At 74.7% G+C, this 11,851-nt stretch carries 10 protein-coding genes; 7 read left to right on the plus strand and 3 right to left on the minus strand.

Translation table 11 applies throughout. The annotated features are described in order from the left end of the window. Nucleotides 1-35: 35 nt before the first annotated feature. Nucleotides 36-1,502 carry a DNA repair protein RadA gene (gene radA, locus I5Q34_RS11985; protein ID WP_199892180.1) on the minus strand — a complete coding sequence of 489 codons (1,467 nt, stop codon included), beginning with the start codon at nucleotides 1,500-1,502 and terminating at the stop codon, nucleotides 36-38. A gap of 183 nt (nucleotides 1,503-1,685) precedes the next feature. On the opposite strand from radA, the gene I5Q34_RS11990 reads away from it, so the two are divergent. Further along, nucleotides 1,686-2,795 (plus strand): BACON domain-containing protein, encoded by a 1,110-nt coding sequence (locus I5Q34_RS11990; RefSeq protein ID WP_199892181.1) that lies wholly within the window; start codon nucleotides 1,686-1,688, stop codon nucleotides 2,793-2,795. A 216-nt stretch (nucleotides 2,796-3,011) separates the two neighbouring features. Here I5Q34_RS11990 and I5Q34_RS11995 read toward each other — a convergent pair whose 3' ends face one another. After that, nucleotides 3,012-3,824, minus strand: coding sequence for a hypothetical protein (locus I5Q34_RS11995; RefSeq protein ID WP_199892182.1), 813 nt, complete (start codon nucleotides 3,822-3,824; stop codon nucleotides 3,012-3,014). Between the two features lie 45 nt (nucleotides 3,825-3,869). Between I5Q34_RS11995 and I5Q34_RS12000 the strand changes: the two genes are divergently transcribed. The 4 genes from I5Q34_RS12000 to ilvD all read left to right on the plus strand — a co-directional run bounded on the left by I5Q34_RS12000 (nucleotide 3,870) and on the right by ilvD (nucleotide 8,219). After that, complete coding sequence (locus tag I5Q34_RS12000; protein WP_199892183.1) at nucleotides 3,870-4,787, plus strand: Ppx/GppA phosphatase family protein; 918 nt, start codon at nucleotides 3,870-3,872, stop codon at nucleotides 4,785-4,787. Nucleotides 4,788-4,810: 23 nt separating this feature from the next. Further along, nucleotides 4,811-5,635, plus strand: coding sequence for a sugar phosphate isomerase/epimerase (locus I5Q34_RS12005; RefSeq protein WP_199892184.1), 825 nt, complete (start codon nucleotides 4,811-4,813; stop codon nucleotides 5,633-5,635). Further along, nucleotides 5,632-6,240, plus strand: a complete 609-nt coding sequence (locus I5Q34_RS12010; RefSeq protein WP_199892185.1) for a TetR/AcrR family transcriptional regulator — start codon at nucleotides 5,632-5,634, stop codon at nucleotides 6,238-6,240. Before I5Q34_RS12005 ends, I5Q34_RS12010 begins: the two co-directional genes overlap by 4 nt. Nucleotides 6,241-6,368: 128 nt before the next feature. Then, complete coding sequence (gene ilvD / locus I5Q34_RS12015; RefSeq protein WP_199892186.1) at nucleotides 6,369-8,219, plus strand: dihydroxy-acid dehydratase; 1,851 nt, start codon at nucleotides 6,369-6,371, stop codon at nucleotides 8,217-8,219. 191 nt (nucleotides 8,220-8,410) lie between these two features. Here ilvD and I5Q34_RS12020 read toward each other — a convergent pair whose 3' ends face one another. Continuing rightward, nucleotides 8,411-10,570 carry a PQQ-binding-like beta-propeller repeat protein gene (locus I5Q34_RS12020; RefSeq protein WP_199892187.1) on the minus strand — a complete coding sequence of 720 codons (2,160 nt, stop codon included), beginning with the start codon at nucleotides 10,568-10,570 and terminating at the stop codon, nucleotides 8,411-8,413. Nucleotides 10,571-10,735: 165 nt separating this feature from the next. Between I5Q34_RS12020 and I5Q34_RS12025 the strand changes: the two genes are divergently transcribed. Beyond that, complete coding sequence (locus I5Q34_RS12025; RefSeq protein WP_199892188.1) at nucleotides 10,736-11,068, plus strand: SH3 domain-containing protein; 333 nt, start codon at nucleotides 10,736-10,738, stop codon at nucleotides 11,066-11,068. A 60-nt stretch (nucleotides 11,069-11,128) separates the two neighbouring features. Then, nucleotides 11,129-11,590 (plus strand): EamA/RhaT family transporter, encoded by a 462-nt coding sequence (locus tag I5Q34_RS12030; protein WP_199892189.1) that lies wholly within the window; start codon nucleotides 11,129-11,131, stop codon nucleotides 11,588-11,590. Nucleotides 11,591-11,851 lie beyond the last annotated feature (261 nt).

An 11,851-nucleotide genomic window follows, 5' to 3' on the forward strand; every position in this document is an offset into this window, starting at 1 on the left:
CCCGGCGCGTGCCGGGAGGCGGGACCAGGGAAAGTCTACTGGCGCCGAGCCGCTTGAAGGGGGGCGTCCTCCGGCCGGGCCCCGTCCCGCTCCTCGGCGCGGCCGCTCCCGCCCCCCTGACCCCGTCTGCTCCGGGGCAGTACGCGCAGCGCATCCGCCATGTCGGCGACCTCCAGCACCCGCATTCCCGGGGGCACCTTGCCCGGGTCGCCCGGCACCAGGGCGTGGGTGAAGCCCAGCCGGTGCGCCTCGGCCAGCCGGCGCTGGACGCCGGTGACCCGCCGGACCTCGCCCGCCAGACCCACCTCGCCGATGGCCACCAGGTTCTTCGGCAGCGGGGTGTCGCTCGCGGCGCTGGCCAGGGCCAGGGCGACGGCCAGGTCGGCGGCGGGCTCGGAGAGCTTCACCCCGCCGACCGTGGCGCTGTAGATGTCGCGCTTGCCCAGGGCGCTGATGCGGCCGCGCTGCTCCAGCACCGCCAGCATCATCGAGACCCGGGAGGTCTCCAGGCCCGAGGTGGTGCGCCGGGGCGAGGGGATCTGGGAATCCACCGTCAGCGCCTGGACCTCCGCGACCAGCGGGCGGCGGCCCTCCAGGGTCACCGTCAGACAGGTGCCCGGGACGGGCTCGGCCCGGCGGGTCAGGAAGAGGCCGCTCGGGTCGGCCAGGCCGGTGATGCCCTCGTCGTGCAGCTCGAAGCAGCCGACCTCGTCCGTCGCTCCGTAGCGGTTCTTCACGCCGCGGACCAGGCGGAGCCGGGCGTGCCGGTCGCCCTCGAAGTGCAGGACGACGTCCACCAGGTGCTCCAGCAGGCGGGGGCCGGCGATCGCGCCGTCCTTGGTGACGTGGCCGACGAGCAGGGTTGACATCCCGCGCTCCTTGGAGGCGCGGATCAGCGCGCCCGCCACCTCGCGCACCTGGGCCATGCCGCCCGGGGCGCCGTCGATCTCCGGGGAGGCGACCGTCTGCACCGAGTCCATGATCAGCAGGGACGGCTTGACCGCGTCGAGGTGGCCGAGAACCGCCGACAGGTCCGTCTCCGCCGCCAGGTAGAGGTGCTCCGAGAGCGCGCCGATGCGGTCGGCCCGCAGCCGGACCTGGCTCGCGGACTCCTCGCCCGTCACGTACAGCGTGCGGTGCTCGGCGGAGGCGGCCTTCGCCGCGACGTCCAGCAGGAGCGTGGACTTGCCGACGCCCGGCTCGCCTGCCAGCAGCACCACCGCGCCGGGCACCAGGCCGCCGCCCAGCACCCGGTCCAGCTCCGGGACGCCCGTGCCGCGGGCCGTGGCCTGCCGGCCGTCCACCTGCCCGATGGGCACGGCGGCGGACGTCACCCGGCCGGCCGCCGTGGTGCGCACGGCGGGCGTGCCGTACTCCTCGACCGTGCCCCACGCCTGGCACTCGGGGCAGCGGCCGAGCCACTTGGTGGTGGTCCAGCCGCACTCCGTGCAGCGGTAGGAGGGCCGGTCCTTGGACGAGCGGGAGGTACGGGCAGCAGCCATGCGGGTCACCGTAGCGGTAGCCACTGACAGCGGGGGGCGCGCGCCGATGGGGATGCCGGTGGGGATGCCGGTGGGGATGCCGTACGGACGCTGTGCGGACGCTGTGCGGAGCACATCCCCCGTACGGGGTAAAAGCGGGTGAGTGGCGCGAATGGGTCGTGCCCCCGGCCTACGGTCGCCGGGATGACGACGAGCAGGCACGAGCCGCGCGACGGCGAGATCCGCGAGTCCTGGATGCCGTACCTCGACGGCCTCTTCACCTACTGCCTGTCCGCCCTCGGCGACCCCGGGGCCGCCGCCGAGGCCCTCGGCGAGGCCCTCGCCCAGGCCGGACGGCGCGCCGACCGCGCGCCCGGGGGCGCGGCCCTGCGGCCCTGGCTCTACGCCCTGGCCCGCTGGGCCTGGCTGGGCCGGTGCCCCGGCCCGGCCGCCCGCCCCGCGCGGCGCGAGGCGTTCGAACTGGCCGTGCGGCACGGGCTCGCGCCCGGCGAGGTCGCCGCCGTCCTGCGGCTCGACCCCGGCGCGGCCCGCGCGCTGATCTCCGGCGGCGCCTGCGAGGTCGAGCGGGCGCGGGTGGCGCGCGCCGTCGCGGAGCGGGGCGGCTGCCCGGCGCTCGCGCGCCTCGCGGACGCGGCGCTCGTCCGGCACGTGGACGAGTGCGCCGCCTGCCGCCGTACCGCCGAGCGGGCCACGGCCGGCTCCTGGCCCGGGACGTCCGTCGCGGTCCCGCCGCTCGTCGGGGCGCCCGTCGAGGAACTGCGCGCGGCCGTGCGGCGGGCCCTCGGGGGGAGCGGCCCGCGCTACGACCGGGACGGGTTCCCGCGCGTGCCCCGGGCGCCCCGGGACCGCGCGGGCCGGCGGAGCCGGCTGCGGCACCGGGCCCTCACGACCACCGTCGTCGCGACCGTCGTCGCCGCGCCGGTGCTGGCCCTGTGGGCCGCGTGCCGGGGGGCGCCGGCGGGCGTCCCCGACGGGGCCTCGGCGCCCTTCGAGGACACCGGCGACATCCTCGCCCCCGGCCGCCTGACGGTCACCGCCCGGCAGCGCGGGGAGGTCACGCTCGTCACGCTCACGGCAGTGGGCGGAGAGGTGCGCTGGTCGGCGACGGCGGACGCGTCGTGGCTGCGCCTGAGCGGGGTGGGCGGGGTGCTGCGGACCGGGCGGTCGACGACGGTGACGGTGTCGGCGGTGCCCGGGGAGGAGCAGCGGGGGTGGGGGTGGGGGCGGGTGGTGCTCATGCCGGGCGGTTCGGTGGTGAGGCTGCCCCAGCCCCGCCCTTTCACCGTTTCCTGACCCACCGTTTCCTGATGAGGGCGCGGCCCCCGGCCGTGCGTGTGCGCGCAGCAAGTGGCTTTGCCGTCCGGCCCGTCCGGCGTTCGAGGACAACCGCGTGAAGCGCGGTTTCGGGGGTGCAGGGGGCGGAGCCCCTGCTCATCGCGTGGCGGAGCCCCGTTCGGGCGCGGGGCTCGCCCCGGAGGAAACGGTGGAACGGCGGGGCCGGGGGCTTCCTCACCCGCCCGCCGGCGCCGGCGGATCCGCCGGGTGCGGGGCCATCGGCAGCAGCGAGGACATCCGCTCCTCGCACAGCTCCACCAGCCGCGCGTACGCCTCCGGGCCCATCATCTCCACCAGTTCCGCCCGGTAGCTCTCGTACACCGCCTTGCCCGCGCCGTGCGCCGACCGCGCCGACGTGCACCACCAGTGCAGGTCGTGGCCGCCCGGGCCCCAGCCCCGCCGGTCGTACTCGCCGATCGAGACCTGGAGCACCCGGGTGTCGTCGGGCCGCTCGATCCAGTCGTACGTCCGCCGGACCGGCAGCTGCCAGCACACGTCCGGCTTGGTCTCCAGCGGCTCGCGGCCCTCCCGCAGCGCCAGGATGTGCAGCGCGCAGCCCGCGCCGCCCGCGAAGCCGGGGCGGTTCTGGAAGATGCAGGAGCCCTTCCAGCGGCGCGTCTGCCGCTCGTCGTCCTCGTCGAGCTGGGTCCAGCCGGACCCGGAGGGATCCGTCCCCACCTCGTGGAACTGCCAGATGTCCGGCGTCAGCCGGGCCACGTGGCCCGCCACCCGTTCCTCGTCCTCCTCGTCCGAGAAGTGCGCGCCCAGCGTGCAGCAGCCGTCGTCGGCCCGCCCCGCCTTGATGCCCTGGCAGCCGCTGCCGAAGACACAGGTCCAGCGGGACGTCAGCCAGGTCAGGTCGCAGCGGAAGACCTGCTCGTCGTCGGCCGGGTCGGGGAACTCGACCCACGCGCGGGCGAAGTCCAGCCCGACCTCGTCGGGAACGGCCGGCTGCTCGGCGGGCTTCGTCTTCTTCGTCTTTGCCACACCTCAAGCCTATGTGTCCCCACGGGCCCCAGTAGCGTGCACGGCATGAGACTCGGTGTCCTCGACGTGGGTTCGAACACGGTCCATCTGCTGGTGGTGGACGCGCACCCGGGCGCCCGCCCCCTGCCGGCCCACTCCCACAAGGCCGAGCTGCGCCTCGCCGAGCTCCTCGACGGCTCCGGCGGCATCGGCGGCGAGGGCGTCGGGCAACTGGTCCGGGTGATCGGTGAGGCCCTGGAGGCGGCCGAGGACAAGGGCGTCGAGGAGGTCCTGCCGTTCGCCACCTCCGCCGTCCGCGAGGCGGCCAACGCGGACGCCGTCCTGGCCCGGATCCGCGCGGAGACCGGCGTCGTCCTGCCGGTGCTCAGCGGCGAGGCGGAGGCGCGGCTCACCTTCCTCGCCGCCCGCCGCTGGTTCGGCTGGTCCGCGGGCCGGCTGCTCGTCATCGACATCGGCGGCGGCTCCCTGGAGATCGCCTACGGCATGGACGAGGAGCCCGACGCCGCCGTCTCCCTCCCGCTCGGCGCCGGCCGGCTGACCGCGGCCCGGCTGCCGGACCCGATGCCCGGCCCCGAGGACGTCCGCGCCCTGCGCCGCCACATCCGCGCCGAGATCGCCCGGGTGGTCGGCGACTTCGCCCGCGTCGGCACCGCCGACCGCACCGTCGCCACCTCCAGGACCTTCAAACAGCTCGCCCGCTTCGCCGGCGAGGGCCCGCGCGACCGGCGCGTGCTGCGCCGGAAGTCGCTGGTGGAGTGGGTGCCCCGGCTCGCCGCCATGACCCCGCGGCAGCGCGCCGCGCTGCCCGGCGTGTCGGCCGGCCGCGCCTCCCAGCTGCTCGCCGGCGCCCTGGTCGCCGAGGCCGCGATGGACCTGTTCGGCGTGGACGAGGCCGAGGTCTGCCCCTGGGCCCTGCGTGAGGGCGTCATCCTGCGGCGGCTGGACCACCTGCCCGCGGCGTGAGGGGCGGTCGTACGCTGTCCCTCGTGACAGAGCCAGTGGTGCGGATCCCGGACGCGAAGGTCGCCCTGTCCACCGCCTCGGTCTACCCCGAGTCCACGGCGACGGCGTTCGAGATCGCCGCCCGGCTGGGCTACGACGGTGTCGAGGTCATGGTGTGGACCGACCCCGTCAGTCAGGACATCGACGCCCTGCGCCGGCTCTCCGACTACCACCGGATTCCCATCCTGGCGGTCCACGCGCCCTGTCTGCTGATCACCCAGCGGGTCTGGTCCACCGACCCCTGGGTCAAGCTCCAGCGGGCGCGCGCGGCGGCCGAGCGGCTCGGCGCCTCCACCGTCGTCGTCCACCCGCCCTTCCGCTGGCAGCGCTCCTACGCCCGCGACTTCGTCCGCGGGATCTGGCGCATGGCCGACGAGACGGACGTCCGCTTCGCCGTCGAGAACATGTACCCCTGGCGCTACCGCGACCGCGAGCTGCTCGCCTACGCGCCCGACTGGGACGTCACCAAGGACGACTACCGCCACTTCACGGTGGACCTCTCGCACACCGCCACCGCCCGGACGGAGGCGCTCGACATGATCGCCCGGATGGGTGACCGCCTCGCCCACGTCCACCTCGCCGACGGCAACGGCTCCCACAAGGACGAGCACCTGGTCCCCGGCCGGGGCAAACAGCCCTGCGCCGAGCTGCTGGAACAGCTCGCCGTCAGCGGCTTCGACGGCCACGTCGTCGTCGAGGTCAACACCCGGCGCGCCATGTCGGCCGCCGAACGCGAGGCCGACCTCGCCGAGGCGCTCGCCTTCACCCGGCTGCACCTCGCCTCCCCGACCGGCGCGGCCCGCTCGTGACCACGCCGCCGCGCCGGCGCGGCCGCCCGCCCCGCGCCGAGGCCGGCGACGGTCCCGGGGCGCGGGAGCGCATCGTCGCCGCCGCCCGGGCCGAGTTCGCCGAGCGGGGCTACGACGGCGCGTCCATCCGCGCCATCGCCAAGGGCGCGGGGGTGGACCCGGCCCTCGTCCACCACTACTTCGGCCCCAAGGAACGGGTCTTCGCCGCCTCCGTCGAGCTGGGCTTCGCGCCCGCGCTGGCCGCCCCGGACGTCGTCCAGGAGGGCGGCCGCGAGGACGTGGGGGAGCGGCTGACCCGCTTCGTCCTCGGCGTCTGGGAGGACCCGGCCACCCGGGAGCCGCTGCTCGCCATCGTCCGCTCGGCCGTCGCCAACGAGACGGCGGCCGCGGTCTTCCGGGAGCTCGTCACCGAGCGGCTGATGCTGCCCATCGCCGGGCTGCTCGGCGTCCCCGACGCCCGGCTGCGCGCCGAGCTGGCCGCGGCGCAGCTGGTGGGCGTGGCCATGCTCCGCCACGTGATCAAGGTGGAGCCGCTGGCGTCGGTCGGCTTCGAGGACGTGGTGGCGCGGGCGGGCGCCGCGGTGCAGGCGCACCTGACGGGCTGACCTCGCTGTTCGGGGAACCGTTCGGGGAGCCGTTCGGGGATTCGTCTCGCATCGCGGAAACCCTGTCCGGATCTTGGATCTTGAGCGTAGGCTCGAAGGACCAGCCGCATCCCGGAGGAGTGCAGCACATGCGCCAGCTGAGGTCCCGCACCGTCACCCACGGCCGCAACATGGCGGGCGCCCGCGCCCTCATGCGGGCCTCCGGTGTAGCGAGCGAGGACATCGGCAAGCCGATCGTCGCCGTCGCCAACTCCTTCACCGAGTTCGTGCCGGGCCACACCCACCTCGCGCCGGTCGGCCGCATCGTCTCGGACGCCATCCGCGCCGCGGGCGCCGTCCCCCGCGAGTTCAACACCATCGCCGTCGACGACGGCATCGCCATGGGCCACGGCGGCATGCTCTACTCGCTGCCCTCCCGCGACCTGATCGCCGACTCCGTCGAGTACATGGTCGAGGCGCACTGCGCCGACGCCCTGATCTGCATCTCCAACTGCGACAAGATCACCCCGGGCATGCTGATGGCCGCGATGCGCCTCAACATCCCCACCGTCTTCGTCTCCGGCGGCCCCATGGAGGCCGGCCAGGCCACCCTCGTCGACGGCACGGTCCGCAAGCTCGACCTGATCAACGCGATCGTCGACGCGGTGAACGAGAACGTCTCCGACGAGGACGTCCTGCGCATCGAGGAGAACGCCTGCCCCACCTGCGGCTCCTGCTCCGGCATGTTCACCGCCAACTCGATGAACTGCCTGACCGAGGCCATGGGCCTGGCCCTGCCCGGCAACGGCTCCACGCTCGCCACCCACACCGCCCGCCGCGCCCTCTACGAGAACGCGGGCCGTACGGTCGTCGAGATCACCAAGCGCCACTACGAGCAGGACGACGACTCCGTCCTGCCGCGCTCCATCGCCACCCGCGCGGCCTTCGAGAACGCCATGGCCCTCGACATCGCCATGGGCGGCTCCACCAACACGATCCTGCACCTGCTCGCCGCCGCGCAGGAGGCCGAGCTGGACTACGACCTGAAGGACGTCGACGCCGTCTCGCGCCGCGTCCCCTGCCTCGCCAAGGTCGCCCCCAACGTCGCCCCCGGCGGCACGTACTACATGGAGGACGTGCACCGCGCCGGCGGCATCCCCGCCATCCTCGGCGAGCTCCACCGGGGCGGCCTGCTCAACGAGGACGTGCGCACCGTCCACTCCGCGTCGCTCGCCGAGTGGCTCAAGTCCTGGGACGTGCGCGGCGGTTCGCCGTCCCCCGAGGCCGTCGAGCTGTTCCACGCCGCGCCCGGCTGCCGCCGCTCGGCGACCGCCTTCTCGCAGTCCGAGCGCTGGGAGAGCCTGGACGTCGACGCGGCCGGGGGCTGCATCCGCTCCGTCGAGCACGCGTACTCGAAGGACGGCGGGCTGGCCGTCCTCAAGGGCAACCTCGCGGTCGACGGCTGCGTCGTGAAGACGGCCGGCGTCGACGAGTCGATCTGGACCTTCGAAGGCCCGGCCGTCGTCTGCGAGTCGCAGGACGAGGCCGTCGAGAAGATCCTCGGGAAGAAGGTCAAGGAGGGCGACGTCGTCGTCATCCGCTACGAGGGCCCGCGCGGCGGCCCCGGCATGCAGGAGATGCTCTACCCGACCTCGTTCCTCAAGGGCCGCGGCCTGGGCAAGGCGTGCGCCCTGGTCACGGACGGCCGCTTCTCGGGCGGCACTTCGGGCCTGTCGATCGGCCACGCGTCGCCGGAGGCGGCGTCCGGCGGGACGATCGCGCTGGTGCGGGACGGGGACCGGATCCGCATCGACATCCCGGCGCGCTCGATCGAACTCCTCGTGCCGGAGGAGGAGCTGGAATCCCGCCGGGCCGCACTGGGCGGCGTGTACGCCCCCGCGGACCGGGACCGCAAGGTCTCGGCGGCGCTGCGCGCGTACGCGGCGATGGCGACGAGCGCGGACAAGGGGGCGGTGCGGGATGTGACGCGGCTGGGGTGAGTTTTTCTCCCTGCCCCGCCCTTTCACCGTTTCTTGCGGGGCTCCGCCCCTCGGCCCGGCACCGCGCTCCGCGCGGTGGTGCGGGGGCTTCGCCCCCCCTGCGCCCCCCCCGGTCAACGCGGCGAAGCCGCGTTACAGGCCCCGGGGCTTGCCCCGGGAGAAACGGTGAAAGGGCGGGGCGGGGAGAAAACTCACCGCCAGCGGTCCGCGTCCCACACCGCCACCCCGAACACCGTCCCGTCCGGCGCCGACCCGAAGACCCGCCCCCGCGCCACCACCGGCGCCGGCACCTCCCCCGCGAACCCCCGGTCCGGTCCCGCCGGCCGCGGCCGCGTCTGCCCGAGCAACGACCCGCGCCCCGCGTCCACCGCTATCAACCGGCCGTCCGCCGCCGAGAAGTACACCCGGCGCCGGTCCGCCACCGGCGCCGACGCGTTGGACACCGAGGTCTCCAGCTTCCACAGCCGCCGCCCCCGCTCCGTGTCCACGGCCGTCAGCCCGCCGTCCCCGGCCAGCAGATAGACCGCGTCGCCGCGCGCCACCGCGCTCGTCGTGTACAGCGGCACGTCCAGCGGAACCCGGCGCTCCCGCCGCGCCGCCGGGTCGTAACTGACGACGGCGGTCACCCGGTTGTCCCGGTCGGTCGCGGTCAGGTGCAGCCCGCCGTCCGTACGGGCGCCCACCGCCCGCAGGTTCCCGGCCGCCGTCCACTGCCAGAGCACGCGCCCGGTGCCCGGTTCGACGGCCGCCACCCGCGTGTGCCGGTCGTCCGCCGCCAGTTCGACGGCGTAGACGGGGCCCGTGCCGTACGAGGAGAGGACGGGGGAACGGAACCCGGGGATCCGGTTCCGCCACCGCTCCCGGCCGCTCCGCGCGTCCAGCGCGGTCATGGTGCCGTCCCCGGCGGCCAGCAGGATCGTGTCGTCGTCCGCGGGGAAGACCCGCCCCGGGTAGCGCGAGACGTCCAGGGTCCGGCGCGGCCTGCCCGAGGCGGCGTCGAGGGCCAGCAGTTCACGGCCGTCCGCCGACAGGGCGTGCACCAGGCCCCCGCTGACGACGGGCACGCCCGGCGGCACGGCACCGCCCTTCCGGACCGGCGCCGCCGCGCGCCGCCAGAGCACCCGGCCGTCGAGGGCGTCGATGCGGACCGCGAGCAGCCCGGGCGCCGAGCAGAAGAGGCCGCCCTCGGCGTAGGAGCAACGGCCCGTCCGGCCTTTGCCGAGGGAGGCCTGCCAGGGCCGCCACGACGCCCCCGCGGACGAGGAGGCCCGCGTCTGCAGCGGCTCGCCGCGGGAGTCGGCCCGCTTCACCGCCCAGCCGGCGCCCACGCCGAGCGCCGCCACGACGAGCGCGCCGACGGCGAACCACGAGGTGCGCCGCCACCGGGCCCGCGGGGCGGCCGGCCCGTCGGGGGCGGACCGGGAGTGGGTCACGGGGGTGTCGGCGGACCGCTGCCGGAGAACCGGACGCGGCTGCGGCGCGTACGACACGTCCGGCAGCCGCGGCACCGTCGGCCGCTCGTGCTCCGCCAGCGCCGGCAGCCGGGACATGATCGCGTCCGGCGTCGGCCGGTCCGCCGGCTCCTTGGCCAGGCAGTCCCGCAGCAGCGGCACCAGATCGGCGGGCACCCCCGCCAGCTCCGGCTCGTCGTGCACCACTTGGTACGCGACCAGGTACGGGCTGTCGGACTCGAACGGCCCCCGCCCCGTCGCCGCGTGGACCAGCAGCGAGGCCAGCGCGAACACGTCCGCCGCCGGCCCGACCTCGCGCGGCCGCTGGAACTGCTCCGGCGCCATGAACGGCGGGGTGCCGACCAGCTTCCCCGTCTCGGTCCGCAACTCGCTGTCGTACGGGCGGGAGATGCCGAAGTCGATGACCTTCGGACCGTCGTCGGCGAGCAGGACGTTGCTGGGCTTGAGGTCCCGGTGCACGACCCCCGCGCGGTGGATGTCGCGCAGCGCCTCCGCCAGCCCCGCGGCCAGCCGCCGGACCTCGTCCGGGGTGAGCGGGCCATGCTCCTTGATGTACGAGGCGAGGGTGGGGCCCGCGATGCACAGCGTGGCCATCCACGGCCGCTCGCAGTCCGGGTCCGCGTCCACGACCGGAGCGGTGAACGCCCCGCTCACCCGCCGGGCGGCCGCCACCTCCTGCCGGAACCGCGCCCTGAACTCCGGATCCGCCGCGTACTCGGCGTGCACCACCTTGACCGCCAGCCGAAGACCCGACGGCGAGTACGCCAGGTGCACGACGCCCATGCCGCCCGAGCCGAGACGTCCTTCCAGGCGGTACCGACCGGCGTACTCGGGATCCTCCGCGCCCAGTCCGCTCCCGGTGTCGCGCAGCGGCGGCATTCCCCACCCCCGTTGTCCTCTCGGCCGCATAGGCGGCGTGCGGAGCCTAGTCGATGGGGCGCCCGATCCCCGGGAGGGCGTGCCGGGCCTTGCTAGCCTGCGCATGTCATTCAGCCGTCAACAACAGGCAGCTGACGGTCGTTTTGGAACGGGGGAAGACGCTCCATGACCACTGAAGAGATCCTCGACGGGACCGGCGCGGCGGAGAGCATGGCGGAAGGAGTGGCGGCACCACAGGCGGCAGTCGCCCTCGGCTCGTACGCCATCGCCTCCGGCTATCAGGTCAACGTGCGCAGCGGTCCCAGCACCCGCAGCGCACTGGTCCGGGTCCTCCCGAAGGGCTCCCGGGTCCAGATCCGCTGCCAGACCCGGGGCGAGACCGTCTCCGGTCCCTGTGGCACCACGGACATCTGGGACAACATCGGCCCGGGGCAGTACGTGTCCGACTCCTATGTGAAGACCGGCAGCGGCGGCTTCGTGGCGGGACGCTGCTCCTGACCCCCCATAAAGGGACATCGTTGACCTCGATAAGGGGACATCGCTGTCGATAATCGGCACATGAGTGGAGAACGACGCCGCCCGGCTCCGGAGCCGATCCCTCCGGAGCCGATCCGTTTCTTCGGTACGACCTGGGTCGAGCACGACGGTGGCTACGCCCTGCGCCGCGCCTGTGTCGCCGCGGGCGGCCTGGCGGCCGCCGTCGCGGGCGGGCTCCTCCTGCGCCTCGGCTACGAGGGCCTGGCCATCGCCAAGGTCGGCGGCCTGGTGAACATCCTCGTCGTCGGGGCCGTGACCATCTGTACGGCGCTGGCCTTCCGCCGCACCTGGGAGGGCTTCGTCCGGCGCCCCGGCCCGGCGCGGGAGGAAGACGCGGAGCGGTCGGTGGCCGGGCTGATGGCCGTCGGCTTCGTCGGCGTCTTCCTCGCCTGGTCCCTGCGCGCGCTCCAGGAGGCGCCGGGGGAGCAGCTGCGGCGGCGGGAGTACGAGCGGGGACGAGGGGGTGGGCGTGAGCACCCCTGAACCTCGTGTAGAGTTCTTCGAGTTGCCACGGCCTCCGCGAGGAAGCCGGGGCGGCACTTCACGCCAGCTCGGCGGGATTCACTACTGCACGGCCCTTGAACGGGATGGATTTCGGCATGCCGGAATTCGGTTCCGGACTCCGATTGGGAGTCGCGGGGGAAATCCGCTAAAGTAGTGATCACGCCGGAAGGCGCGAAACAAACCCCCTCCAACGGGGATCGGATTCAGGATCCGGGCCGGAAACGGAACGGAAAACGGATC

Origin of the sequence: Streptomyces sp. AV19 (assembly GCF_015999245.1) — a bacterium.
Taxonomy (GTDB): Bacteria; Actinomycetota; Actinomycetes; order Streptomycetales; family Streptomycetaceae; genus Streptomyces.

Bases quoted from the DNA above. Each gene is read 5' to 3' on its own strand.
- radA (WP_199892180.1), bottom strand. From the start codon at position 1,502: ATGGCTGCTGCCCGTACCTCCCGCTCGTCCAAGGACCGGCCCTCCTAC.
- I5Q34_RS11990 (WP_199892181.1), top strand. From the start codon at position 1,686: ATGACGACGAGCAGGCACGAGCCGCGCGACGGCGAGATCCGCGAGTCC.
- I5Q34_RS12000 (WP_199892183.1), top strand. From the start codon at position 3,870: ATGAGACTCGGTGTCCTCGACGTGGGTTCGAACACGGTCCATCTGCTG.
- ilvD (WP_199892186.1), top strand. From the start codon at position 6,369: ATGCGCCAGCTGAGGTCCCGCACCGTCACCCACGGCCGCAACATGGCG.
- I5Q34_RS12020 (WP_199892187.1), bottom strand. From the start codon at position 10,570: ATGCCGCCGCTGCGCGACACCGGGAGCGGACTGGGCGCGGAGGATCCC.
- I5Q34_RS12025 (WP_199892188.1), top strand. From the start codon at position 10,736: ATGACCACTGAAGAGATCCTCGACGGGACCGGCGCGGCGGAGAGCATG.
- I5Q34_RS12030 (WP_199892189.1), top strand. From the start codon at position 11,129: ATGAGTGGAGAACGACGCCGCCCGGCTCCGGAGCCGATCCCTCCGGAG.